This window comes from Micromonospora sp. NPDC049175, from assembly GCF_043197345.1.
Lineage (GTDB): Bacteria > Actinomycetota > Actinomycetes > Mycobacteriales > Micromonosporaceae > Micromonospora.
The window spans coordinates 629,557-653,874 of the sequence record NZ_JBICSY010000003.1; the positions used below are offsets into that span (position 1 = coordinate 629,557).

At 73.1% G+C, this 24,318-nt stretch carries 20 protein-coding genes; all 20 read left to right on the top strand.

Features of this window, described 5'->3' with window-relative positions; all coding sequences use genetic code 11:
* Positions 1 to 1,899 precede the first annotated feature (1,899 nt).
* The 20 genes from ACGFH8_RS16765 to ACGFH8_RS16860 all read left to right on the top strand — a co-directional run bounded on the left by ACGFH8_RS16765 (position 1,900) and on the right by ACGFH8_RS16860 (position 24,307).
* Positions 1,900 to 2,595, top strand: a complete 696-nt coding sequence (locus ACGFH8_RS16765; RefSeq protein ID WP_393367983.1) for a hypothetical protein — start codon at positions 1,900 to 1,902, stop codon at positions 2,593 to 2,595.
* Positions 2,596 to 2,744: 149 nt separating this feature from the next.
* Positions 2,745 to 3,209 (top strand): DUF948 domain-containing protein, encoded by a 465-nt coding sequence (locus tag ACGFH8_RS16770; protein WP_357254791.1) that lies wholly within the window; start codon positions 2,745 to 2,747, stop codon positions 3,207 to 3,209.
* Positions 3,210 to 3,239: 30 nt separating this feature from the next.
* Complete coding sequence (locus ACGFH8_RS16775) at positions 3,240 to 3,545, top strand: hypothetical protein (RefSeq protein WP_393367827.1); 306 nt, start codon at positions 3,240 to 3,242, stop codon at positions 3,543 to 3,545.
* On the top strand, positions 3,542 to 6,220 hold the full coding sequence (alaS, locus tag ACGFH8_RS16780; protein WP_393367829.1) for an alanine--tRNA ligase: 2,679 nt from the start codon (positions 3,542 to 3,544) through the stop codon (positions 6,218 to 6,220). The genes ACGFH8_RS16775 and alaS overlap by 4 nt, the downstream gene beginning before the upstream one ends.
* A gap of 72 nt (positions 6,221 to 6,292) precedes the next feature.
* Positions 6,293 to 6,751 carry a Holliday junction resolvase RuvX gene (gene ruvX, locus ACGFH8_RS16785; RefSeq protein ID WP_393367830.1) on the top strand — a complete coding sequence of 153 codons (459 nt, stop codon included), beginning with the start codon at positions 6,293 to 6,295 and terminating at the stop codon, positions 6,749 to 6,751.
* Positions 6,751 to 7,947 (top strand): endolytic transglycosylase MltG, encoded by a 1,197-nt coding sequence (mltG, locus tag ACGFH8_RS16790; protein WP_393367831.1) that lies wholly within the window; start codon positions 6,751 to 6,753, stop codon positions 7,945 to 7,947. The genes ruvX and mltG overlap by 1 nt, the downstream gene beginning before the upstream one ends.
* Positions 7,948 to 8,025: 78 nt before the next feature.
* A complete protein-coding gene (locus tag ACGFH8_RS16795) occupies positions 8,026 to 8,838 on the top strand; it encodes a shikimate dehydrogenase (RefSeq protein WP_393367985.1) in 813 nt (270 codons plus the stop codon).
* A gap of 101 nt (positions 8,839 to 8,939) precedes the next feature.
* Positions 8,940 to 10,640: a glycoside hydrolase family 26 protein gene (locus ACGFH8_RS16800; protein ID WP_393367833.1), complete on the top strand. Its 1,701-nt coding sequence runs from the start codon at positions 8,940 to 8,942 to the stop codon at positions 10,638 to 10,640.
* Positions 10,641 to 10,864: 224 nt separating this feature from the next.
* A complete protein-coding gene (locus tag ACGFH8_RS16805) occupies positions 10,865 to 12,802 on the top strand; it encodes a hypothetical protein (RefSeq protein WP_393367987.1) in 1,938 nt (645 codons plus the stop codon).
* A 139-nt stretch (positions 12,803 to 12,941) separates the two neighbouring features.
* Positions 12,942 to 13,448 carry an acyltransferase gene (locus ACGFH8_RS16810; protein WP_393367989.1) on the top strand — a complete coding sequence of 169 codons (507 nt, stop codon included), beginning with the start codon at positions 12,942 to 12,944 and terminating at the stop codon, positions 13,446 to 13,448.
* The gene (locus tag ACGFH8_RS16815) at positions 13,441 to 15,036 is read left to right on the top strand and encodes a lipopolysaccharide biosynthesis protein (RefSeq protein WP_393367834.1); all 1,596 of its coding nucleotides are present in this window, start codon (positions 13,441 to 13,443) and stop codon (positions 15,034 to 15,036) included. The genes ACGFH8_RS16810 and ACGFH8_RS16815 overlap by 8 nt, the downstream gene beginning before the upstream one ends.
* Positions 15,037 to 15,095: 59 nt before the next feature.
* Positions 15,096 to 16,406, top strand: coding sequence for an O-antigen ligase family protein (locus ACGFH8_RS16820; RefSeq protein ID WP_393367991.1), 1,311 nt, complete (start codon positions 15,096 to 15,098; stop codon positions 16,404 to 16,406).
* Positions 16,403 to 18,031 carry a lipopolysaccharide biosynthesis protein gene (locus tag ACGFH8_RS16825; protein ID WP_393367836.1) on the top strand — a complete coding sequence of 543 codons (1,629 nt, stop codon included), beginning with the start codon at positions 16,403 to 16,405 and terminating at the stop codon, positions 18,029 to 18,031. The genes ACGFH8_RS16820 and ACGFH8_RS16825 overlap by 4 nt, the downstream gene beginning before the upstream one ends.
* Before the next feature lie 8 nt (positions 18,032 to 18,039).
* Positions 18,040 to 18,942, top strand: coding sequence for a sulfotransferase domain-containing protein (locus tag ACGFH8_RS16830; RefSeq protein WP_393367993.1), 903 nt, complete (start codon positions 18,040 to 18,042; stop codon positions 18,940 to 18,942).
* Complete coding sequence (locus ACGFH8_RS16835; protein WP_393367837.1) at positions 18,939 to 20,201, top strand: hypothetical protein; 1,263 nt, start codon at positions 18,939 to 18,941, stop codon at positions 20,199 to 20,201. Before ACGFH8_RS16830 ends, ACGFH8_RS16835 begins: the two co-directional genes overlap by 4 nt.
* Positions 20,202 to 20,414: 213 nt before the next feature.
* A complete protein-coding gene (locus tag ACGFH8_RS16840; RefSeq protein ID WP_393367839.1) occupies positions 20,415 to 20,894 on the top strand; it encodes a UDP-N-acetylglucosamine--LPS N-acetylglucosamine transferase in 480 nt (159 codons plus the stop codon).
* Positions 20,895 to 20,953: 59 nt separating this feature from the next.
* The gene (locus ACGFH8_RS16845) at positions 20,954 to 21,562 is read left to right on the top strand and encodes a glycosyltransferase (protein ID WP_393367840.1); all 609 of its coding nucleotides are present in this window, start codon (positions 20,954 to 20,956) and stop codon (positions 21,560 to 21,562) included.
* Positions 21,559 to 22,482 (top strand): glycosyltransferase family 2 protein, encoded by a 924-nt coding sequence (locus ACGFH8_RS16850; RefSeq protein ID WP_393367841.1) that lies wholly within the window; start codon positions 21,559 to 21,561, stop codon positions 22,480 to 22,482. Before ACGFH8_RS16845 ends, ACGFH8_RS16850 begins: the two co-directional genes overlap by 4 nt.
* Before the next feature lie 143 nt (positions 22,483 to 22,625).
* Complete coding sequence (gene aroC / locus ACGFH8_RS16855; RefSeq protein WP_393367843.1) at positions 22,626 to 23,804, top strand: chorismate synthase; 1,179 nt, start codon at positions 22,626 to 22,628, stop codon at positions 23,802 to 23,804.
* Positions 23,804 to 24,307: a shikimate kinase gene (locus ACGFH8_RS16860; RefSeq protein WP_393367845.1), complete on the top strand. Its 504-nt coding sequence runs from the start codon at positions 23,804 to 23,806 to the stop codon at positions 24,305 to 24,307. The genes aroC and ACGFH8_RS16860 overlap by 1 nt, the downstream gene beginning before the upstream one ends.
* The last annotated feature ends 11 nt before the right edge of the window (positions 24,308 to 24,318 follow it).

The following is a 24,318-nucleotide window of genomic DNA, read 5'->3' on the forward strand; positions in this document are numbered from 1 at the left end:
GTCGGCGGCGACCCGGCCAGCCCGCCGGTATCTCGCGCCACGCCCGAGGGGCCCGGCGGCCCGCCTCGACCCCGCTCGGCGGCGGCTCCTCCCGGCCCACCCGTGGGCCCACCGACCTCGGGCGCCCCGACCGGTCGTCGTCCGGAGGCCGCCGTTCCGCCGGGCCGTCGCCCGGACGCCGCCGCAGCCGGGGGTCACCCGGACGCGATGCCGCCACTGCGCCGTCCGGACGCCGGCGCACCGGGTCGCCGACCTGGTCCGGAGTCCGCCGAGCCCGGTCGTGCACGGCCGCCGGCCGAGGGGATGCCCGCCGGTCGACGCACCTTGGCGGCACCCGATCCGGCCCGGGCCGCCGGACCATCCGCCGCCTCCGGCTCGGCGCAGCTGGCCGGCACGCCGGCCGGTGCCGCGGTGCCGGCCGCGGACGGCCTGCGACCCGACCCCGCCATCGACCGCGACCCGCGTACCGCACGGCGTCGCCCAGGTCCGGTCGACCCGGGGGCCCCGGAGCCCACCGACGGTCGTCCCGCCGAGCGCTCCCGTCCGGCCGCCGGCCGCCGCCGCGCCGCCGAACCCGACGAGCCCCCGGTGCCCCGCACGGGCAACGCCCCACCGGTGCCCAGGGCCACCGGCGCGCACAGCGGTGCCACGCCCACCGTCGCGCCGCCCGACGGCACCGGTCGCCGCCGGGCCGTCTCCGCCGAGCCGGAGCGACGTACGCCGCCCGGCGGCGAACCCCGGGCGGACCGCCCCGAACGACCCGCCGACTGGCTGCGCCAGGCCGGCCGCCTGCCGCACACCGACCCCGGCCTGCCCGTGGTCAACCGCCGCGGCGGCACCCCGCCGGCCGCGGATCGCCGCCCCGCGCCGGCCGACGGCGCGGGTGACCTCGTCGACCACGCGTCCGGTCGCCTCGGCGTGCCCGACCCGGCCGCGGAGCGCACCGCCGCCCGCCGGCCCGCCGGCCCCCCGGCTGACCCCGGCGCGGACGCACCGACAGGTCGTCGTGCCGTCCGAGCCGACGCGCCGGGAACCACGGGTGAGCAGGCTCCGCCCCACGCGCCGGCGGCCGGCGACCGCCCCACCCGTGGGCGGGGCGCCGCGGCGCCCGTTCCGGACCCCTCCGGCGGGCGGGCCCGCCCGGTGGGCGCGCCCGGCCCGGGCGCGGACCCCACGCCGGATCCGAGCGGCCGACGACGCCGGCCGCCCGTCGAGCCGGGCACGGACGGCCCGGGGCGACCCGGACCGGCAGACGACCCCTACGCCGGTGGACGGCAGGCGCCCGGCGCCGGTCCGGCCGCACCGACGCGCGGCGCCGCCCGCTCCGCCCCGCCCGGCCGGGCGCGACCCGTCCCGGGTGGCGCGGCGGCCGCGGGTGGTGCGCCGGTCCCGGGCGCGGGGCGCCGAGGCGCCGACGCCCCGCCCCGCCCCGCCCCGGGCACCGAGACGGCCCCCCGCGACGTCGCCCGCCCGGACGGTCCGGCTCGGGCCGCCGTCGCGCCCGGTGGGGACGGTCCGGTTCGGGCCGCCGCCGCACCGGCTGTGGACGGCCCACCGCGTACGCGCCCGGATGGTCCGGCGCGGGCCGCCGTTCGCCCGCCCGGCGGTGCGCAACCGCCGCTCACCGACGATCGGGCGCACGGTGACCCGGGTTCCGGTCCCGGATCCCCGGCGCGTGGGGGCGCCCCGGTCGGCCGAGCCGTGCCGACCGATCGTGCCGCGGGTCGTGCCCTGCCGCCGCACCGGGATCCTGGCCGCGCCGACCCGAGCGGTGTCGCCCCGGTGCCACCACCCGGCCGCTCCGGCGAGCCCGTCGGGGTGGCCCGTGCCGCCGCCGCCGTGCCGGTCCCGGCCGGCCCGGTGGACCGGCCGGCAGCCGACCCCGCCGACGGGCCCGCGCTGCGCGCGGCCGGTCCGGACACCACCGACGACGATGCCGCGCCGGGCGCCCGCTCCGAGTTGCGCCGGCGGTTGCGGGAACGCCGTCGTCTCCGCGCGGCGGTGCTGGTGCTGGTCAGCGTCGTGCTGCTCGGTGCGGTGCCGCTCTTCTTCGGCGTCCGGACGCTGAGCCGGGACCCGGTCTTCGACAACCTGGATCAGCTCGACGTGCCGGGCTGGGCCGCCGCCAAGACCGTCGACGACGTCAGCGGCAGCCGCTGGTGCCTGCTCGACTGCCGGCTGCGGGAGCGCACCGTGACCTCGGATAAGCCGCCGACGGACACCGCGCGGGTCTACGAGGACGCGCTGCGCCAGGACGGATGGCAGCCGTGGAAGGTGAGCCGCTGCCCGGAGCAGAAGACGAAGGGCAGCTACACCTGCTGGCGCCGGGACGAGTTGACCCTCGACCTGTGGGTCCGCGAGCCGACCTGCGTGCCGCCGCCGGTCGACGGTGAGCCGGCCGTCGTGCCCTCTGGCGACCCGTCGGCCGCTGCGACGGAGTGCACCGGCTCGTTGGTGTCGGTGAAGGTACGCAACGCGATCGACGACGAGCGGACCCGGCCGCAGCCGACCACCGACCCGTCACTGACCGGCGAGGACCCGTTCCCGACGGTCAGCGGGGATCCGCTGGGTGAGCTGACACCCTCACCGTCGTGAGGCGGCCTCCATCACGGACGGTAGGGTCTGGGGCTGGCGGGCTCGCCCGCCACGGGTGACCGCCGACGGCGTGGCGGCCGCCACGGGTGCCACGGTTGTGCGTTCCGGGGACGTCGGGTCCTGCGGAACTCTGCTTGAGGAGGACAGGCGTGGGCGACATTTTGGCGATCGCGGCGCTGATCGCGGCAAGCGCGTTCGCGGTGCTGGTGCTCATCCTGACGCTGCCCATCCTGCGGCTGCGGCACACGGTGGACGCCACCACCCGGATGATCAACGACCTCAACGATCGGACCGGACCGCTGCTCGGTGACGTGAACACCACGGTGAAGAACGTCAACACCGCCCTGGAGCAGGTGCAGACCTCGCTCGACGGTGTGAACCTCCAGTTGGCGAAGGTCGACACCATGACCAGCCACGCGCAGAACGTCACCGCCAACGTCGCCAACCTGGCCACCGTGGTCTCCGCCGCGGCCGCGAACCCGCTGGTCAAGGTGGCCGCGTTCGGTTACGGCGTGCGCAAGGCCGCCGCCGGGCGCCGGCACGCCGAGACCGAGCGCGAGGTACGCGACACCATCAAGCAGCAGCGACGGGCCGCGCGGCGCGGCAACAGCTGACCGGCCCGGCGCACCAGGAGGTAGCGAGACATGAGGCGCTTGTTCTGGCTCGGTATCGGGGTCGCCGTCGGGGTGATCGTGGTCCGCCGGGCGACCCGGACCGCGCAGGCGTACACGCCGGCCGGCATCGCCAGCTCACTGACGGAATCCGCTGGCGGGCTCGTCGAGTCGTTGCGTAGCTTCGTGGAGGACGTGCGGGTCGGGATGGCCGAGCGCGAGCAGGAGATCCACCAGGCGTTCGCCCAGGGCGAGGCGTTCGACGATCAATTCGCCGACCTGCGGGAAGACCCGCGGATCGGCGATCGAGACATCTTTCCGGAGGAACACCAGCGATGAAGACGGCGGAGATCAAGCGGCGGTATCTCGCCCATTTCGCGGCGAATGGCCACACCGTGGTGCCGTCCGCTCCGCTGCCCGCCATCAGCGACCCGAACCTGCTGTTCGTCAACGCCGGCATGGTGCAGTTCGTGCCGTACTTCCTCGGTCAGCAGACGCCCGCGTACCAGCGGGCGGTAAGCGTGCAGAAGTGCATCCGCACGCCGGACATCGAGGAGGTCGGCAAGACCAGCCGGCACGGCACGTTCTTCCAGATGAACGGCAACTTCTCCTTCGGTGACTACTTCAAGGCGGGCGCGATCCCGCTCGCCTGGGACCTGGTCACCAAGTCGCAGGCCGACGGCGGCTACGGGCTGGACCCGGAACGCGTCTGGCCGACTGTCTACCTCGACGACGACGAGGCGTACGAGATCTGGCGGTCGGTGGGGGTGCCGGCCGACCGGATCGTCCGCCGGGGCAAGGCGGACAACTTCTGGTCGATGGGCATCCCCGGGCCGTGCGGTCCGTGCTCCGAGCTGTTCTACGACCGGGGCCCGGAGTACGGCCGCGAGGGCGGCCCGGCGGTCGACGAGGACCGCTACATGGAGTTCTGGAACCTCGTCTTCATGCAGTTCGAGCGGGGTCCGGGCACGACGAAGGACGACTACCCGATCCTGGGTGACCTGCCGGCGAAGAACATCGACACCGGCATGGGCCTGGAGCGGATGGCCTCGATCCTGCAGGGCGTCGACAACCTGTACGAGATCGACGAGGTGCGGCCGATCCTGGCGCGGGCGGCCGAGCTGACCGGTAAGCGCTACGGCGCGCACTCCGGCCACGTGGCGAGTGAGTCGCACCCGGACGACGTGCGGCTGCGGGTGATCGCCGACCATGTCCGGACGGCGCTGATGTTGATCGGCGACGGCGTGACGCCGAGCAACGAGGGGCGCGGCTACGTGCTGCGCCGGATCATGCGCCGGGCGATCCGGTCGATCCGGCTGCTCGGTTGGCAGGACCGGGCGCTGCCCGAGTTGCTGCCGGTGGCGCGGGACTGCATGGCCCCGTCGTACCCGGAGCTGGCGACCGACTTCGATCGGATCGCGGACTACGCGTACGCGGAGGAGGAGGCGTTCCTGTCCACCCTGCGTGCCGGCACCACGATCCTGGACACCGCGATCGCCGAGACCCGCACCGCGGGTGGCTCCGCGCTGTCCGGGGCGAAGGCGTTCCAGCTGCACGACACGTACGGCTTCCCGATCGACCTGACCCTGGAGATCGCCGCGGAGCAGGGCCTCACGGTCGACGACGAGGGCTTCCGCCGGCTGATGGCCGACCAGCGGACCCGGGCGAAGGCGGACGCGCAGGCCCGCAAGACCGGTCACACCGACCTGTCGGCGTACCGGTCGGTGCTTGACTCGGGTGGCCCGGTGACGTTCACCGGGTACAGCGAGGTGGCCCGCGAGTCGACGGTGCGGGCGCTGCTCGGCGCCGACGGCCCGCGGCAGGCGGCGACCGAGGGCGACACCATCGAGTTGGTGCTCGACACGACCCCGTTCTACGCCGAGGGCGGTGGCCAGCAGCCCGACCAGGGCATGATCACGGTGGGTGGCGGGCAGGTCGAGGTCCTCGACGTGCAGCAGCCGGTGCCCGGTCTGATCGTGCACCGGGCCCGGGTGATCCGGGGTGAGGTGCGCGCCGGTGAGGCGGGCTACGCCGAGATCGACACGACCCGGCGGCGGGCGATCTCCCGGTCGCACACCGCTACCCACCTCGTGCACCAGACCATGCGGAACTTCCTCGGTGAGTCGGCCACGCAGGCGGGTTCGCTGAACGCGCCGGGCCGGCTCCGGTTCGACTTCAACACGCCGACCGGGGTGTCGCCGAGCGTCCTGCGGGACGTGGAGCAGCAGGTCAACGAGGTGCTGCTGGCCGACCTGGAGGTGCACGCCTTCATCACCTCGCTGGACGAGGCGCGGCGGATCGGCGCGATGGCGCTCTTCGGCGAGAAGTACGGCGAGGAGGTGCGGGTCGTCGAGGTGGGCGACTACGCCCGGGAGCTGTGCGGTGGCACGCACGTGGCGCGGTCGGCCCAGCTCGGCCTCGTGAAGATCCTCTCCGAGTCGTCGATCGGATCCGGCGTGCGCCGGGTCGAGGCGCTCGTCGGCATGGACGCCTTCGGCTTCCTGGCCAAGGAGCACCTGCTGGTCTCCCGGCTGGCCGAGCTGTACCGGGTGCCCAACGATCAGGTCGCGGACCGGGTGGAGCAGACCGTCACCCAGCTTCGGGACGCGGAGAAGGAGCTGGAGAAGCTGCGCGCCCAGCTGGTGCTGGGCGGTGCGTCGGCGCTCGCGGCGCAGGCCAAGGATGTGCGCGGCGTCGCGTACGTGGGCACCGAGGCGCCGGAGGGCGCGGCCGGCAACGACGTGCGGACCCTGGCCCAGGAGATTCGGGGCAAGATCGACGCGGCGCGGCCGGCGGTGGTCGCGGTGGCGGCCCGGTCGAACGGCAAGGCGTCCCTGGTGGTGGCGGTCAACGCGGCCGCGCGCAGCCGGGGTCTGGCCGCGTCGGAGCTGGTGAAGGCGGCGTTCTCCGGGCGCGGCGGGGGCAGCCCCGACCTGGCCCAGGGCGGCGGTCTGCCCGCGGCCGAGGCGCCGAACCTGCTGCTCACCGTCGAGAAGGCGATCACCGAGGCGTGACGACCCATCACTCTCAGCCAGGGCGGGCCGGTTGGTCCGCCCTGGTTTGCGCCCGACCGGTGGTGACCATCGGTGGTTGAGTCGACGCGTGGTGTGCGGATCGGGGTGGATGTCGGTCAGGTGCGGGTGGGCGTCTCCCGCTCGGACCCGGACGGGATCCTGGCTACGCCGCTGGTCACCCTCGCTCGGGACCTCACGGCGGCGCCGGACGCGGTGCCGAGCGATCTCGCCGAGCTGGCCGCGTTGGTGGCCGAGCACGAGGCCGTCGGGGTTGTCGTCGGCCTTCCGGTCAATCTCGCCGGCAAGCATGGCCCGGCGGCTGTCCACGTGAAGGCGTACGCTGACCGACTGGTCGATGTGATAGCGCCCGTCCCGGTAACGCTCACCGACGAGAGGATGTCGACGGTGGTCGCCTCTCGTAGGCTTGCCGAGCGTGGCGTCCGAGGTAAACGTCAACGTGCGGTTGTCGATCAGGCGGCCGCAGTGGAGATCCTGCAGAGCTGGCTGGACGCGCAGCGGAGGCGGACGTAATGATCGACGATCTGGACCTGGGGTTCGACGAGGCGGAGCGGGGGGAGAAGGGCCGACACCGGCGCAGCTTCCGCAAGCGCAACGGCGGGTCCGGCGGCGGCCGGGGCAAGACGTTCCTGGCTCTGCTGATGGCCCTGGTCCTGTTGGGCGCGATCGGTGGCGGCGCGTTCTACGGCTTCGACCGCATTCAGAGCTACTTCGTCACCCCCGACTACGACGGCGCTGGGTCCGGTGAGGTCACCGTCGACATCAAGAACGGTGCGCTGATTGCCGACATGGCCGACGCCCTCGTCACGGCCGACGTGGTGAAGAGCCAGAAGGCGTTCATCGAGGCGGCCGAGGCCAACTCGCGCAGCAAGAACATCCAGCCGGGCACGTACAAGTTGCGCAAGCAGATGAGTGGCCAGAACGCGGTCACCGCGATGCTCGACCTGAAGAACAAGATCGTCAACGGGTTGACGATCCCCGAGGGTCGCACCAGCCTGAACATCTACAAGCTGCTCTCCGAGAAGACCAAGATCCCGGTGAAGGACTTCCAGACCGCCGCGAAGGACCCGGAAGCGCTCGGCGTTCCGGACTGGTGGTTCAAACGTGACGACGGCAAGAAGGTCGTCAAATCCGTCGAGGGCTTCCTCTTTCCGGACACCTACGAGATCCCGCCGAAGTCCACCGCGCAGAGCATCCTCAAGCTGATGGTGAACCGCTTCCTCTCGGTGACCGGGGGGATGCAGTTCGCCGACACGGTGCAGGAGAAGCGCAAGGTCAGCCCGTACGAGGCGCTGATCGTGGCCTCGCTGGCCCAGGCCGAGGCCGGCAACGCCGACGACCTGGGCAAGGTCGCCCGGGTGGCCTACAACCGGGTGTACGGCGAGTTCTTCTGCAACTGCCTGGAGATGGACGTCACGGTCAACTACTACCTGGAGTCGATCGGCAAGCCGACCAAGTCGTCCAAGCAGATGACGGCGGCCGAGATGGACGACCCGAAGAACCCGTACAACCGCAAGCTGCGGGGCATGATCCCGACCCCGATCAACAACCCCGGCAAGCTGGCCCTGGAGGGGGCGATGGACCCGCCGACGGGCAAGTGGCTCTTCTTCGTGGCGGTCGACAAGCAGGGGCACTCCGACTTCGCCGAGACTCCCGAGCAGCACGAACGCAACAAGGACAAGGCCCGGGCGGCCGGCATCATCGACTGACGGCATCCGATCCGACACACACGGGGGGCAGGGCAGTGACGACAACCGGCGGTGCTCGTGTCGACCCGTAGGGCCGCGGTGCTCGGCAAGCCGATCGCGCACTCCCTCTCCCCGGTGATCCACAACGCCGGTTACGCGGCGGCCGGCCTGACCGGGTGGTCGTACACCCGGATCGAGTGCGCGGCCGCGGAGCTGCCGGATCTGGTCGCCGGCCTGGGGCCGGAGTGGGCCGGTCTGTCGGTGACCATGCCGGGCAAGGAGGCGGCGCTCGCCGTGGCCGACGCCGCCTCGCCGGTCGCCGTCGCCGTCGGCGCGGCGAACACGTTGGTACGCCGTCCCGACGGCGCCTGGTACGCGGACAACACCGACGTCGCCGGCATGGTGCGGGTGCTCACCGACGCCGGGGTGGGCGCCGGCGCCGCCGTGACGGTGCTCGGCGCCGGTGGCACGGCCCGCGCCGCGCTGGCCGCCGCCGCGCGGTTGGCCTGCTCCTCGGTCACGGTGGTGGCCCGTCGTGCGGCGGCGGTGGACGAGTTACGGCCGGTGGCGGACGCACTCGGTGTCGTGCTGATCCCCGCCGACTGGGCCGCCGCGCACCAGCACCTCGCCGCCGCCGATCTAACCGTCTCCACGGTGCCGAAGGGAGCCGCCGACCCCCTGGCGGACGCGGTGGACTGGCGGCCGGGAGCGGTGTTCTTCGACGCGCTCTACGACCCGTGGCCCACGCCACTGGCCGCCTCCGCCGTCGCGGCCGGCCGGCAGGTCGTGTCCGGTCTGGACCTTTTGCTGGCCCAGGCGGTCGGGCAGTTCGAGCAGTTCACCGGCGTGGCCGCGCCGGTGTTGGCAATGCGGGAAGCGGTGCGACAGGCGACCAGGGGCAGTCTTCTTTAGCTGACGGTTAAGACGCGCTTACGGGAAACTGTCCTTCCCGCGATGTGCCCTGGTCATGGATACGCTGCTCACCGTTACGGACGCAGACACAGGGAGTCTCCTTGACCAGGCACGGACTGCACCGCATCACCCGGTTCCGCTCCGCACCCCGGCGCAAGGCGATCGCCATCGGCGTGGTCGGCGGATCCGTGGTGGCCGGCATCGTGGCGACCATGATGCCGCTGTTGGCCGACGACGACCTGTCGATCCGGGCGGCGGCCGACACCACCGCGACAGTTGTCTCGCAGGACGGCGACAACGCGGCGAAGTCGACGCTGGCCACCTGCTCGACCCGGTGCGACGGCAATCCGCGCGGTGGCCGCGAGGCGATCGTCGAGTTCGCGGTGACGACCGTGCCGGCCGCCGCGGTGAACGTCCGGGCGACGCTGCGGATGCACGCCTGGCAGCAGTTCCCCGCCACGGTGACGGCGCACGCCACGCCGCTGAGCGCCCGTGAGGCGCGGCCGGCCCCGGCGCCGGCCGGTCCCGCGTTGGACAGCGTGACAGGCGTGTCCAAGGGCTTCAACGAGTGGGACGTCTCCAAGCTGGTCACCGGCAACGGCATCTGGACTGTCGGGCTGGCCCAGTCCGGGCTGGAGAGCCGGGTCTACTGGGCGTCGGTGGAGAACCGCAACGCGGACCTGCGTCCCCGCCTGGTGATCAGCTACGACATCGGCACCAAGCCGTCGCCGGTGACGACCACCCGGCCCGCGCCGCCGCCGAGCGCCGCGCCGACCACCGCCGCGCCGAAGCCGTCGGCCACCATCGCGCCGAGCCGGACCGCGACACCGAGTCCGAGCGGCACCCTCCCGGACGGCCGGTGTGGGTCGGTGTCGAACAAGCTCGTCCCGTCCTGTGGCGCCTGGTGGGGCATGTACGCACCGGCGGGGGCATCCGGCGGCTGGGACCACGGCAAGGCCGTCACCACCGTGGAGGCGCAGGTCGGGCGCAAGTTCGACATCGTGCACCGCTACCACGACTTCTCCAACGCCGGCAGCAACGGCGCCTTCCCGGACGCCTACGAGACGCAGCAGATGCGCGAGGGCCGGTTGATGTTCTTCGCCTGGGAGTCCCGTGACTTCTCCGCCGGCACCACGATGAAGTGGTCGGAGATCTACAGTGGCCGGCAGGACGCGACGATCGACGCGGTCGCGGGCCGCATCCGCGCGGCTGGCGTGCCGGTGTTCATGGGCTTCGACCACGAGCCGGAGGACGAGCCGGCCAAGGGCGACGACGCCGACTTCGTCCGCGCCTGGCGCTACGTCTACGACAGGTTCGCCAAGGCCGGCGCGACGAACGCGGTCTGGGTCTGGACGATGATGGGCTGGTCGGGGCACTACTCCCGGTACGCCGGCCTCTACCCCGGTGACCGCTACGTCGACTGGGTGGCCTACGACCCGTACAACTTCCACGTCTGCAACGGCAGCACGGTGTGGAAGAGCCCGAGCACGACAATCGGCGGTTTCTACGACTGGTTGGACGCCAACGGCATCGGCGCCGGCAAGCCCCGGATGCTCGCCGAGTTCGGCACCAACTTCAACTCCGCCGACCTGGGCGCCAAGCAGCGCTGGTTCCAGGACTTCCCGGCCGCGCTGAAGGCGCACCCGAAGATCAAGGCCGCCATCTACTTCAACTCGCCGGGCATGACGAGCCGCACGGCGACCTGCGACATGACGATGAACCACGACGCCTCGGCCGTGGCCGGCTTCACGAAGGCCGGGCAGGATCCGTACCTGCGCCAGCCCACCGGGGGGAGCCGCTGACGACCGTTTCTGACCACTGACAGGACGCCGCGCACCGGAGGTCGGACATCCGACCGTCCGGCGTTCTGTCGGCTAGCAGATTCATGCACCGCCCAATCGGCGGATTTCGCTGACCAAGCTGGACGAGGCACGCTACCCCGGGTTCTCATCCACCTTGGAGGCGCAGCGTGCCTAGACTCTCGCACTTGTGGCGTTTCGCGGGACGACGTCGGATCACGGCGGGGATGGTCGCGTCGGCGATCGTCGCCACGGTTCTCGGCGTCCCCACCACCGCGTCGGCCGCGGTGGTGCCGGTCCCGGAGACGGCGACCCTGGTGTCGGCCAATCCCGCCGACGTGACGCCACATGCCCGAGACGGTGAGACCCGAGCCTTCGCGCAGGTGGGCAACACGGTCTTCGTCGGCGGCAGCTTCACCCAACTCCGGCAGACCGCGGGCTCCGCGTGGGTCACCCAGCGGTACCTCTTCGCGTACGACCGGCTCACCGGCACCATGTCCACCACCTTCCTGCCGGTGCTCGACGGCGCGGTCAACACGCTTGTCGCCGGTCCCGGCGGCACGCTTATCGCCGGCGGCACCTTCAAGAACGTCAACGGGGTCTCCCGGAAGAACCTGGTCGCACTCGACCCGGCCACCGGCGCGATCGTCGACAGCTGGGTCGGGCGCTCCGACGGCGGCGCGATCCGTGATCTGGCGCTGCACGGCAACTGGCTGTACGTGGCCGGCGCGTTCAACTGGCTCAACGGCACCGCACACGCCGGTATCGGCCGGCTCAACGCGACCACCGGCGCGATCGACCCGAGCTTCGTCATCGACGCCACCGTGGGACGGCACGCCACCACGTCGTACGTCTGGACCCTCGACGTCGCGCCGGACGGCAACACGCTCGTCGTCGGCGGCAACTTCACGCTCGTCAACGGGCTGGCACGCAACCAGATCGCCCTCGTGGACGTCTCCGCGACGCCCACGCTGCTCGACTGGAGCACCGACAAGTACGCCTCGCCCTGCGCGTCGCCGACGACATTCGTGCACTACGTGCAGGACGTGAAGTTCGGCGAGGACGGCACCTATTTCGTCGTCGGCAGCAACGGTGGCGGCGGCTGGCCGACCGCGTACTGCGACGTCCTGGTCCGCTTCGAGACCGCCGCGCGCGGCAGCGGCCTGGTCGCCACCTGGGCCGACTTCACCGGCAACGACACCATCACCTCGGTCGAGGTGGCGGACAACGTGATCTATCTGGGCGGACACTTCCGCTGGATGAACAACCCCAACGCCAGCGACACCGCCGGTCCGGGCGCTGTCGACCGGCTCGGCATCGCCGCCGTCACCCCGGCCACCGGGATGCCGGTGAACTGGAATCCACGTCGCAGCGGCAGCGCCTCGATGCCCGCGGGCACCAGCAGTTGGGGCTCGGCGGTGCCGGTGCTCTGGCGCGGCTCGGACGGCCTCTACTTCGGGCACAACTCCGACGGGATGGGCGAGGAGTACCACGGCCGGCTCGGCATGTTCCCGCTGGCCGGCGGGCGTACCTTCGCCCCGATGAACCCGCCCTCGGCCACCACCGGCAACCTCTACCTGAACACCGGCGCGGGCACGGTGGCGAAGGTGCCGTTCGACGGCACCGCGCTGGGCACCGCGGCCACTGTCAGCCAGCCCGCCTACACGGATGCCGGCGCGACGTGGCGGGTGAACGACCGGATCTACTGGTCGCACACGGTGGCCGGCACGCCCACCGGCAGCCGGATCGACGTCTCGCTGTTCAACGGCGGCGCGATCGGCTCGTCGTGGGAGGCGTCCGGCTACAACGACTGGTACAACCCGGCGCTGTTGACCGGCGCCTTCTTCCTCGACGGCCGGCTCTACTACACCCGTACCGGGGCCAACAACCTCTACTACCGCTACTTCGAGATCGACGGCAACTACCTCGGCGCCACCGAGTTCAGCCTGCCGACGACGGGTGTGACCTGGTCCGCGGTGCGTGGCATGGCCTGGGTGGGCGGTCGGATCGTCTACGGTGGCACCGACGGCGCCCTGCGCAGCGCGCCGTTCGACCCGACGTTCGCGGCGAGCATGGCGGTCGATGGCACCACGGCGACGCTCATCAGCGCCGCGACGCCCGAGTTGTCCTGGTCCACCCCGTCGACGTTCTTCTCCGTCCAGTAATGGTCAACCGTTCGTAACGGGGCGTCGGTAGATTGTTCACGTTGGGTCGGTGGCGGGCACACCGCCACCGGCCCCGTGACGTGGGGGAGGATCGTTGCTCGGCGCCGCTGGCATCCATAAGAGACGCGCGGTGCGTCTGATCTTCGCGGTCAAACGCCTGTGGTACCGGCTCCGCTACCGGCGCCTGACGCTCGGCCGGGACGTGGAGATCCGTGGTCGGATCCGGCTGCGCCGCGGCGTGCGGGTGACCATCGGCGACCGCACCCGGATCAACAAGCTGGTCCGCTTCGCGGGCCCCGGTGAGGTCCGCGTCGGCGCCGACTGTCTGCTCAACGCCACCTGGATCGGCACCTGGACGTCGGTCACCGTGGGGGACCGGTGCCTCCTGTCGGACTGTGAACTGCTCGACAACGACTTCCACAACCTGCCGCCCGCGCAGCGGCACGCCCCGCCCAGCCCGGCCACCCGTGCCCCGATCGTCCTCGAGGACAACGTGTGGGTCGGCGCACACGCCCTGGTGTTGAAGGGCGTCCGGGTCGGTCAGGACAGCGTCGTGGGCGCGGCGACCGTGGTCCGCACGGACGTCCCACCCGGCGTCGTGGTCGTCGGCAATCCTCAACAGACGGTGAAGAAGTTCCATGACTGATGCGACATCCGGTTCCTGGACCACGGACGGCCCGTCCGCCGCGACCCCCGGCGCGGTGACACTCACCGACCTGCTGCGGGTGCCGATGCACCGGATGCGGCTGGTCGGCGCGGCGGCCCTGGTCGGTCTGCTCGCCGCGCTCGGCTACGTGCTGCTGGTCCCGTCGACGCTCACCGCGAACGCCGTGGTGGCGGTCCGGCCGGTGGTGACCGACGCGTTCACCCCCAGCGGCGCGGGCGCCGACCGGGCGGTCAACATGAACGTGGAGAGCGGCATCGCCACCGGCACCGAGGTGGTGCGACGGCTCGCCGACGCGGCCGGCGGACACCCGCGCGACATCCGCGGCGCGCTCGAGGTCGAGGTGCCCACCGGTGGGCAGATCCTGCGCTTCAGCTACCAGGCGGGCGAGGCACAGCGGGCGGTGCAGGGCGCCAACCTGGCCGCCCAGGCCTACCTGGACGTGCGACGCACCATGTACGAGCAGCAGCGCGCCGAGATGCTGCGCTCCTACGACGCCAGCATCACAAAGGTCGCCGCCCAGCAGGCCGTGCTGCAGAGGCGGGCCAGCACCACGAAGGACCCCGCCGTCGCCAACGCGGTGGTCGCCGAGCTGTCCGGGGTCAACAACCAGCTCACCCAGCTCAACTCCGCGCGTACCGAGATCGCCGCGGTCGACGTCAACCCCGGCTGGGTGACCCAGAGCGCCGAGAAGTCACTCGTCGCCTCCGCCGGGCACCGGCCGCTCTACCTGGTCGCCGGCCTGCTCGGTGGCGCGCTGATCGGCATCGTGCTCGCGTACGCCTGGGAGTCGGCCGACCGGCGGGTCCGCTCGGTCGCCGACGGCCGGGACGCCACCGGCCTGCCGCTGCTCGGCACCGTGCGCCGGCCGGCGTTCCGGGGCAGCCCCCGGGCCGTCGACGCGGACGTCCGGTACGTGGCGATGGCGGTCGCCGAACGGGTTCGTCCACCGGCCCGGGTGGCGCTTGTCAGCACCCGGGAGGACGCCACCGCGCTCACCGCCGGGCTCGCGGTGGCACTCGCCGCCGACGGCCGCGACGTCTTCGTCGCCGACGACAGCGGACGCGCCGAGCGGCTGCGCGCCACGGTGCTCGCCGACCGGGGACGACTGCCCATCGATCCGTCCCGGCCGCTGGTGCCGAAGCCCCGCCCGGCCGGCAGCCCCCCGGCCGCCGCTGCCGGAGAGGCCGCGGCACCCCGCCGGCCGTCCCCGCATCCGCCCGGCGGCCGCCCGTCCACCGATGCGGACGCGACGCTGACGATTCCCCGGGTGTCGTCCGCCCGGCCCGAGAACGGCCGGGTCGTCGACCCGGACGAGGTGAGCGTCGGTGTGGGCAGCGTCCGGTTCGGCACCTGGCGACAGGGCGCGGACCACGGCCTGGTGCTGTTCAACGCCCCGCCCGCGGAGTCCGACGAGCGCGGTGTCGCCGTCGCACGGCAGGGCAGCGCGGTGGTGGTCGTGGAGCGGGACCGCACCCGGCAGAGCGACCTGCGACGCCTGGTGGAGCGGCTGCGCGCCGCGGGGGTCACCCCACTGGGCTTCGTGCTCACCCGCAACGGCCGGGCCTGAGCGTGTCGGTCACCCGCGCCCCGGCGACCGACCCGCCGCCCGGCGTCGCTCCCGCCGGCGTGGCCCCGGTGCCGCCGCCGCTGCCGCCCCGGCTGCCGCTGTGGCCCCTGTCGCTGATGTTCGGCCTGGTGCCGCTCTGGTGGGTGTTCGGCGCGTTCTACCTCGGCTGGCCGCTGCTGGGTGGGCTGCTGTTCGCCTTGCTGCTCACCCGGGGCCGCGTGCCACTGCCGCCGGCGGCCGGGATCTGGCTGCTGTTCCTCGCCATCGTGGTGGTCAGCGCCACCCAACTGCCGTCGCCCGCCTCGCTGCTGACGTTCGCCCTGCGCCTGGCGTTCTACCTGACCGCGCTTGTGGTCGGCGTCTACGTCTACGTCGCCGCCCGGGAACGCGCGAGCCTGGTGGCGGTGCTCAGTCCGCTCTGCGCGTTCTGGTTCGCGCTGGTGGCGCTGGGCTGGCTCGGGGTGCTGGCGCCCCGGCTGGCCATGGCCACCCCGATGGAGGTGCTGCTGCCCGGAGGGGTGGCCGGCACCCCGTTCATCCAGGACATGGTGCACCTGACCACCGCCGAATACAGCGCCCGGTCGCTCAACCCGATCTACCGGCCGGCGGCGCCGTTCGCGTACACGAACAACTACGGCAGCGCGTACGCCATGACGCTGCCCTGCGTGGTGGCCTTCACGATGCTGCGCCGGCGGGGTGTCCTGCGCTGGGCGCTCCTCGCGTCGTTGCCGCTGTCGCTCGCGCCGGCGTTCCTCACTCTCAACCGGGCGATGTTCCTGAGCCTCGGCGCCGGGTTGGCGGTGCTCGGGGTGCGGGCCAGCCTGCGCGGCAACATCCGGGTGGCCGCGTCCATCGTGGGGGTGGTGGTGATCGGCGCGTTGGCCACGCTGTTCATCCCGATCACCGAACTGATCAGCAAGCGGGTCGATTCCAGCGACACCAACACCGACCGGCTCTCGCTCTACACCGAGGTGATCCGCCGGGTGCAGGAGTCCCCGTGGCTGGGCTACGGCGCACCGGTGAACGTCGACACCGTGTCGGCGGACGCGCCGATCGGCACCCAGGGGCAGCTCTGGATGGTGCTGTTCAGTCACGGCGTACCCGCGCTCGTCTGTTTCCTCGCCTGGTTCGTCGCCGCCGCGGTGATCTGCGCGCGGGCCACGTCGGCGGCCGGGCAGTGGCTGTCGGTGGTGCCGGTGGTCTGTCTGGTGCAGGTCCCGTTCTACGGCATGGCGAACCAGAATCTGGCTGTCGCGTTCTTCGCGGTCGGCTTCGCGATGGCGCTCACCGAACGGGAACGGTGGACCGGGCCGCCCCGGGCGCCCGGGCGGCCGATGCCCGCCGCGCCGGCCGCGGCGGTGCCGGCATGACCGCCGCGACCCGACCGCCGACCGGCCCGGAGCACCCGACGCCGGCGCCCGCGGGCGCGGCGGTGCCGGCCGTCGGCGCGGACGTGGGCTCGACCGAGACCCGACGCAGCGCGCGCAGCGGAGTGGCCGGGCTGCTCGGCGCGGCCGCCAGCGGCCTGTTCGGCTTCGTGCTGGCCGTGGTGATCACCCGGTCGTACGGCACGGCCGGCGCGGGCGCGTTCTTCGCGGCCATCGGGGTGGTCACCGTGGCCACCGCCGTCTGCACGCTCGGTGCGGAGACCGGCCTGATGTGGTCGCTGCCCCGGCGCGGTCTCGGCGTGCGCGGGGACGCGGCCCGGGTGCTCCCGGTGGCGCTGATCCCGCCGCTGCTGGCCGGGCTCCTGGTCGCCGGCGTCGGCGTGCTGGCCGCCGACGGGCTCGCGCCCCGGTTGCTGCGGGGTTCCGGCGCCAGCGGCCACGCGCTGCTCACCGTCACGTTCGCCGCGGTGCCGGTGGTGGTCGCGATGACCCTCCTGCTGGCGGCGCTGCGCTGCGTACGGTCCATCCGGGCGTACGTCGGCGTGCAGTTCCTGCTGCTGCCGGTTGCCCGGCCGGTGCTGGTCGGCGCCGCCGCGCTGGCCGGCCTGGGCCTGGTCGCCGGCATGACCGGCTGGTTGGTGCCGGCGGCGGTGGCGCTGCTGGTCTGCCTCGTCCTCGTCGCCGGCCCACTCGGGCTGGGCCGGGGAGCGGCGCTGCGTCCGCGCCGCGCCGACTGGTCGACGTTCTGGCGCTTCGCGCTGCCCCGGGCCGCGTCGGCGGCCATCGACGCGGGCAGCATGTGGGTGGGTGTGCTGCTCACCTCCGTGCTGGCCGGGCCGACGGACGCCGGCGTGTTCGGCGCGGTCGGCCGGTACGTGCTGGCCGGCCAGCTCGCCATGCAGGGGTTGCGGGTGGCGGTGTCACCGCAGTTGTCCCGGCTGCTCGGGCGCGGCGAACGCGCGGCGGCGGCGGCCGTGCACCGGCAGTTGACCATCTGGGGGCTGGTGCTGTCCTGGCCGGTGTACCTGCTGCTGGCGGTCTTCGCACTGGCCTTCCTGCAGCTGTTCGGGCCGGAGTTCACCGCCGGTGTGCCGGCGATGACGGTGCTCGCGTTGGCGATGCTCGTCAACACCGGGGTGGGCAACGTGCAGAGCCTGCTGCTGATGGGTGGGCGCAGCGGCCTGCACCTGGTGGCCACCGTGGCCGGGTTGACGGTGACCGTCTCGCTGGGCCTGTGGCTGATCCCCCGGTACGGCGCCACGGGAGCGGCGGTGGCGTGGGCCGCCGGCATCGCCACCGAGAACCTCACCGCCGCCGGGTTCGCCCGCTCGGTGGTCCGGGAGCCGCTGTTCGACGGCGCGACGGTGCGTGCCGCGACGGCCACGGCCGTCGCGGTGGGCGTGGCCGCCGGCGCCGGCGTGCTGGTGGGCGGGCGCGGCCTGCCCGGCCTGGCGGTGGCACTGGGTGTGCTGCTGGCCGGCTGCGTCGGCATGTTGACGTTGCCCCGGGTGCGCGCCGGCGTCCGGGAGACCATGAGGCAGGTCCGTGGACGGGAGAACACGGCCGCGGCCGCCGACCCCGACCCGGTATCGACGAGAGGCAGGTGAGGTCCGTCGTGGCGTCCATCCGTGACCGGGTCAAGCAGTTGGTCCCGACCCAGGTGACAGGCCGGGTGAAGGAGTCCCTGGTGGACTACGGGGTCCGCACGAGTGACCGGCGGCCCCTGCCGGATTTCCTGATCATCGGCACGAAACGGGGCGGCACCACCTCCCTGTGGAACTACCTCATCCAGCACCCGCTCGTGCCCCGCCTCTTCCCGGCGTGGAACACCAAGTCGGCGCACTACTTCGAGGAGCACTGGGGACGCGGCGAGGCGTGGTACCGCTCGCACTTCCCGACCCAGCGCCACCGCGACGCCCTGTCGAAGCGACACGGCGGGCCGGTCCGGGTCGGCGAGGCCGCGCCGCTGTACATGTTCCACCCGCTCGCCGCGCAGCGGGTCGCCGCGCTGCTGCCGCAGGTGAAGCTGATCGTGCTCCTGCGGGACCCGGTGGAGCGGGCGTACTCGCACTGGAAGGAGCGCCGTACGCACGGCATCGAGCCGCTGGACTTCGCCGCCGCGCTGGCCGCCGAGCCGGAGCGGACGGCGGGGGAGCGGGAGCGGCTGATCGCCGAGCCGGAGTCGTTCAGCGAGGCGTACGACTGGTACACGTACCGGGCGCGGGGGCGTTACCTGGAGCACCTGGAGCCGTGGTTGGAGCGTTTCGACAGGCAGCAGATCCTCTTCCTGCCCAGCGAGGACCTCTACCGCGACTCCCGGGCGACCTACCGGCGCACCCTCGACTTCCTCGGGCTCCCGGCGTACGACCTGCCGGACTTCAAGGTCTACAACGACAGGCGCTCGGCGCCGCTGGAGCCCGCGGTGCGCGCCGAGTTGACCGACTACTACCGGCCGCACAACGAGGCACTGCGCCAGCGGCTCGGGCTGGACCTCGACTGGGCGGACCGGCCGGCGTGACGACGACTGTGGGCCCGGCCACCGACCCGCGTGCCCGGGTGGACGGTCTGGGCTGGGTGAGCCGCGCGGTCTTCCCGGACGAGCGGGTGAACCTGACCGTGGGCGGGCCCGCGCCGGCCGGTCACCGGACGGTGGCCCGGTACGCGGTGGTGCCGTCGGTCGCCCGGGCCCGGTTCCTGGTGCCGTTGGGCGCCGCACGGGCCGGGGCGGCGTCGCTGTTGGCGTACAACGCCCTGCGGCCACCGAAGGTGCGTGCGTTGCGGGCGGTGCTCGGCGGGCTGGCCCGGCTCGGCGCGGTGGGGCTCGCGCCCTTTCCGACGTTGACCGTGTCGGTGCCCGCCGGTGCGGCCGCGGCGGAGCTGTTGCTGACCGAGCGGCTCGCGGCCGATCTGGGCGGCACGCCGCTGCTGGCCGCGTGCGGGGTCCGACCACCCGACCCGAACGGCAAGCCCACCCTGCAACTCTTCACCGCCGACGGTCGTCCGCGCGGCTACGCGAAGATCGGCTGGAACGACGCGACCCGCGCGTTGGTCACCGCCGAGGCGGCGGCGCTGCGGGCGCTGCGGGCGGTGGCCGGTGTCGCCGACCACCCGACGCCGCCGCGGCTGCTCGCCGAGACGGCGTGGGGAGGCCAGGTGGTCGCGGTGATCGAGCCGCTGCCACCGGCGGTACGCGGTGTGCCGGTCGACGATCCACCGCGGATCGCGGCGCTGCTCGCGGTCGCCCGCCGTGGCGACTCGCCGGGCCCGCCCCGGGCGCTGGCCGGGTCGACCTTCCTGTCCCGTCTGGCCGGTCAGGCCGACCGGGCCGCCGCGGCCGAGGAGACCGGTGCGCGGGCGGTCGCCGCGGTCGCCGCGTTGGCGCGCCGGCACGGCGACACGAGCGTCGAGTTCGGCCACTGGCACGGTGACTGGGTGCCGTGGAACCTGGGCCGGCACGACGGCCGGTTGGTCGCCTGGGACTGGGAGCACAGCGGGGCGGACGTGCCGGTCGGGTTCGACCTGGCGCACGACGCGTTCCAGCGGGCCCTGGTGCTGCGGGGTGAGTCGGCGGCCGTCGCGGCGGCCGCGGTCGACGCGTACCTGGGTCGGCACGGCGACCGCCTCGGTCTCGGCGCGCCGCAGCGCCGGCTTGTCGCCGACGCGTACCTGGTGGAGATGTGGTTGCGGACCTGGCGGCTGGCCGACGCGGGCGCGGGCTGGAACACCGCGCTGCATCCCGCACTCTTGGACGTCATCGAGAAAAGACATAGCGGCTGATCCGGAGGAATCGCTGTGTCGGGATGCGCCACAGAGTAACGACGAAATAGCAGGTGGTGATAACGATCGATGTGGCTCGGACGTTCGACGCGTCCGAGTGCCCGATGTGGAGATCGATGTCTCGTCCGGTCGCGCTATTCAACGACCGGAGAACGTGTGATCTGCTTCTGCGTGGCGTGAACTGGAATTCCAAGCGAACTTGTGGGGAGTCGCGTGGACACGAAGAACGACGACGATGCCGCGCCAGTGCTCCTGCTGGTCGGCTCCAGCGGTGGCCATCTGGCCCAACTACTCGCCCTGCGGCCCTGGTACGAACAGTGGCGGCGCTGCTGGGTAACCTTCGACACCCCGGAGGCGGTGTCCCTGCTGACCGGCGAGGACCTCGTGCCGGCGCACCACCCGACCACCCGCAACATCCCGAACCTGCTGCGCAACGCGTTGCTGGCCTGGCGGGTGCTGCGGGCCCGGCGGGTCGCCGCGGTGGTCACCACCGGCGCCGGGGTGGCGGTGCCGTTCGTGGTGCTGGCCCGGCTGTGGCGCATCCCGACCGTCTACATCGAGGTGTACGACCGGATCGACACTCCGACGATGACCGCCCGGCTCTGCCGCCCGTTTCTGTCCGCGATGCTCGTGCAGTGGGACGAGCAGCGTCGGCAGTACCCCGAGGCCACCGTCGTCGGGACGCTGCTGTGACGGGGGAGGCCGGCACCGCCCGGCGTTCGCAACCCGCCCCGAGCGGTGCGGAGCCCCGGATGCCGCGCCAGCGCGACACCCCGACCGACCGGCTCCGGTTGTTGGTCGCGGTCGGCACCGACAAGCACCCCTTCGACCGGCTCGTCGACTGGTTGGCGCAGTGGCACGAGCAGGCCACCGACGAGGTCGAGCTGACGGTGCAGCACGGGCACACGCGTGCTCCGCACCTGCCCGGCGCGGTGGCGTTCCTCGGCCACGACGCGTTGCAACAGGCGATGGACGAGGCCGACCTGGTGGTGTGCCACGGCGGTCCGGCGACCATCCTGGAGGCCCGCCGGCACGGCCATCTGCCCATCGTGGTGGCCCGCGACCCGGCGCGTGGTGAGCACGTCGACGACCACCAGCTCCTGTTCGCCCGCCGGCTCGGCGCCGCCGGCCTGGTGGCGCTCTGCGAGACCCGGGAGGCGCTGCACGGCGCGTTGACCGACGGGTTGGCCGACCCTTCCCGGTACGCGGTGGCCGCCGACCCGCAGGCGCACGAGGCACAACGGGCGGCGGTGGCCCGGGTCGGGCAGATCGTCGACGACCTGGTGGCCCGCTCGACCCCGCGCCCACACCGGCTGCGGGCCTGGTCCCGGCCGCGCCCGGGTGCGAAGGAGATCCGATGACCGACCAGACGAGCGTCAGCGTCGTGGTGCCCACCCGGGACCGCCCCGAGCTGCTGCGGTCCGCGGTGCGCGCGATCCTGGCGCAGGAGTACCCGGGCCCGATCGAGGTCGTGGTGGTGTTCGACCAGTCCGTGCCGGACGAGTCGCTGGCCGAGCTGGCGGACGGCCCGGGCCGGTCGGTGCGGGTGATCGGCAACACCCGTACGCCGGGGTTGGCCGGGGCCCGCAACAGCGGCACCCTCGCCGGCGGGGGTGAGCTTGTCGCGTTCTGCGACGACGACGACGAGTGGCTGCCCGGCAAGCTGGCCGTGCAGGTCGACGCGCTGGCCGCCGATCCGGCTGCCGAGTTCGTCTGTTGCGGCATCCGGGTCAGCTATGACGGGCACACCGTCGACCGGGTGCTGGACAAGGACCGGATCAGCCTGGACGACCTGCTGCGGGACCGGTTGACGGAGCTGCACCCGTCGACCTTCCTGATCCGCGCCAGTGCGCTGCGCGACGGGTTCGGCCTGGTCGACGAGGAGATCCCGGGCAGTTACGCGGAGGACTACGAGTTCCTGTTGCGGGCGGCGCGCAGCGCGCCGCTGATCAATCTGCCGACGCCCCTGGTGCTGGTCCGCTGGCACAAGCGCTCGTACTTCTCGCAGCGCTGGGACACCATCTCCGACGCGTTGCAGTGGCTGCTGCGGCGCTACCCGGAGTTCGCCGGCCAACCGGCAGGTGCGGCCCGGGTGGCCGGTCAGATCGCGTTCGCCCAGGCCGCCGCCGGCAACCGCCGGGGCGCGCTGCGGTGGGCGCGGCGCACCCTGCGGAGCAATCCCCGCGAGCCGCGCGCGTATCTGGCCCTCGCCGTCGCCGGTCGGGTGGTCCGGGCGGACGCCGTGCTGCGCACCCTGCACAAGCGCGGCCGGGGCATCTGACTCGCCGCGGGCACCCGTTCGACCTGCCGCTGCGCCCGCTCGACCGGGCACCGGTGTCCGCTCGACCGGGCACCGGTGTCCGCTGGGCGGGACGCGGCGGGCAGCGTGCCGGGTCGGTGGCGCGCCGTGACAGACTGACCGCTGTGTTGCGTTGGTTGACTGCAGGTGAATCGCACGGTCCCGCCCTCGTCGCGATGCTGGAGGGGGTGCCGGCCGGCATTGAGGTGACCACCACCGAGATCGCCGACGAGCTGGCCCGTCGGCGGCTCGGTTATGGCCGGGGTGCCCGGATGGCGTTCGAACGCGACGAGATCGAGCTGCTCGGCGGTCTGCGGCACGGCGTGACCCTGGGCAGCCCGGTGGCGATCCGGGTGGGCAACTCCGAGTGGCCGAAGTGGCAGACCGTGATGGCCGCCGACCCGGTCGACCCCGACGAGCTGGCCCGCCAGGCCCGCAACGCCCCGCTGACCCGTCCCCGGCCGGGCCACGCCGACCTGGCCGGCATGCAGAAGTACGGCCACACCGACGCCCGGCCGATCCTGGAACGCGCAAGCGCCCGGGAGACCGCCGCCCGGGTGGCCGTGGGCACTGTCGCCAAGGCGTTGATCCGGCAGGCGCTCGGCATCGAGATCGTCTCGCACGTGGTCGAGCTGGGTCCGGTGGCCGCGAAGCCCGGCCTGCGTCCCGTGCCGTCCGACGCCGCCCGGATCGACGCCGACCCGCTGCGGTGCCTCGACCCGGAGGCCAGCGCGCTGATGGTCGCCGAGGTCGACGCCGCGAAGAAGGCCGCCGACACCCTCGGTGGTGTGGTCGAGGTGCTGGCGTACGGGGTGCCGCCGGGGTTGGGCAGCCACGTGCAGTGGGACCGCAAACTCGACGCCCGGCTGGCGACCGCGTTGATGTCCATTCAGGCGATCAAGGGCGTGGAGATCGGCGACGGCTGGCAGCAGGCCCGGTCCCGGGGCTCGGAGGCGCACGACGAGATCATTCCGTCGGCGACGGGCGTCCGCCGGGTCACCGACCGGGCCGGCGGGCTGGAGGGTGGCATCACCACAGGTGAGCCGCTGCGGGTTCGTGCCGCGATGAAGCCGATCTCCTCGCTGAACCGGGCGCTGGCCACCGTGGACGTCACCACCGGCGAGCCGGCCACCGCGATCAACCAGCGCTCCGACGTCTGTGCGGTGCCCGCCGCGGCGGTGGTCGCCGAGGCGATGGTGGCGCTGGTGCTCGCCGAGGCGGCCACCGAGAAGTTCGGCGGGGACTCGATCGCCGAGATCCGCCGCAACCTGGCGGGCTACCTCGACGCGCTGGTGATTCGCTGATGGCGCCTGTCGTGGTGCTGGTCGGCGTGCCCGGCTGTGGCAAGACCACAGTCGGCCGGGCGCTCGCCGACACCATCGGGGTGGAGTTCCGCGACACCGACATCGACATCGAGCAGATGGCCGGCAAGCCGATCCCGGAGATCTTCATCGACGAGGGTGAGGCGCACTTCCGTACCCTGGAACGGGCCGCGGTGGCCGCGGCGCTGGCCGGCGGCACGGGCGTGCTCGCCCTGGGCGGCGGCGCGGTGTTGGCCGAGGAGACGCGGGCCGCTCTGATCGGGCACCGGGTGGTGCACCTCTCGGTGGAGCTGCCGGACGCGGTGAAGCGGGTGGGCCTGGGCTCCGGCCGACCGCTGCTGGCGATCAACCCGCGCGCCACCCTCAAACACCTGATGGATCAGCGCCGGCCGCTCTACCGCGAGGTCGCCACCGTGACGGTGACCACCGACGGGCGGACCCCGGCGGCGGTCGTCCAGGAGATCGCCGCCCTGCTAACGCACTGACCGGCGCGCGG

Bases quoted from the DNA above. Each gene is read 5' to 3' on its own strand.
- ACGFH8_RS16775 (WP_393367827.1), top strand. From the start codon at position 3,240: ATGAGGCGCTTGTTCTGGCTCGGTATCGGGGTCGCCGTCGGGGTGATC.
- alaS (WP_393367829.1), top strand. From the start codon at position 3,542: ATGAAGACGGCGGAGATCAAGCGGCGGTATCTCGCCCATTTCGCGGCG.
- mltG (WP_393367831.1), top strand. From the start codon at position 6,751: ATGATCGACGATCTGGACCTGGGGTTCGACGAGGCGGAGCGGGGGGAG.
- ACGFH8_RS16805 (WP_393367987.1), top strand. From the start codon at position 10,865: ATGGTCGCGTCGGCGATCGTCGCCACGGTTCTCGGCGTCCCCACCACC.
- ACGFH8_RS16815 (WP_393367834.1), top strand. From the start codon at position 13,441: ATGACTGATGCGACATCCGGTTCCTGGACCACGGACGGCCCGTCCGCC.
- ACGFH8_RS16825 (WP_393367836.1), top strand. From the start codon at position 16,403: ATGACCGCCGCGACCCGACCGCCGACCGGCCCGGAGCACCCGACGCCG.
- ACGFH8_RS16845 (WP_393367840.1), top strand. From the start codon at position 20,954: ATGCCGCGCCAGCGCGACACCCCGACCGACCGGCTCCGGTTGTTGGTC.
- ACGFH8_RS16850 (WP_393367841.1), top strand. From the start codon at position 21,559: ATGACCGACCAGACGAGCGTCAGCGTCGTGGTGCCCACCCGGGACCGC.
- ACGFH8_RS16860 (WP_393367845.1), top strand. From the start codon at position 23,804: ATGGCGCCTGTCGTGGTGCTGGTCGGCGTGCCCGGCTGTGGCAAGACC.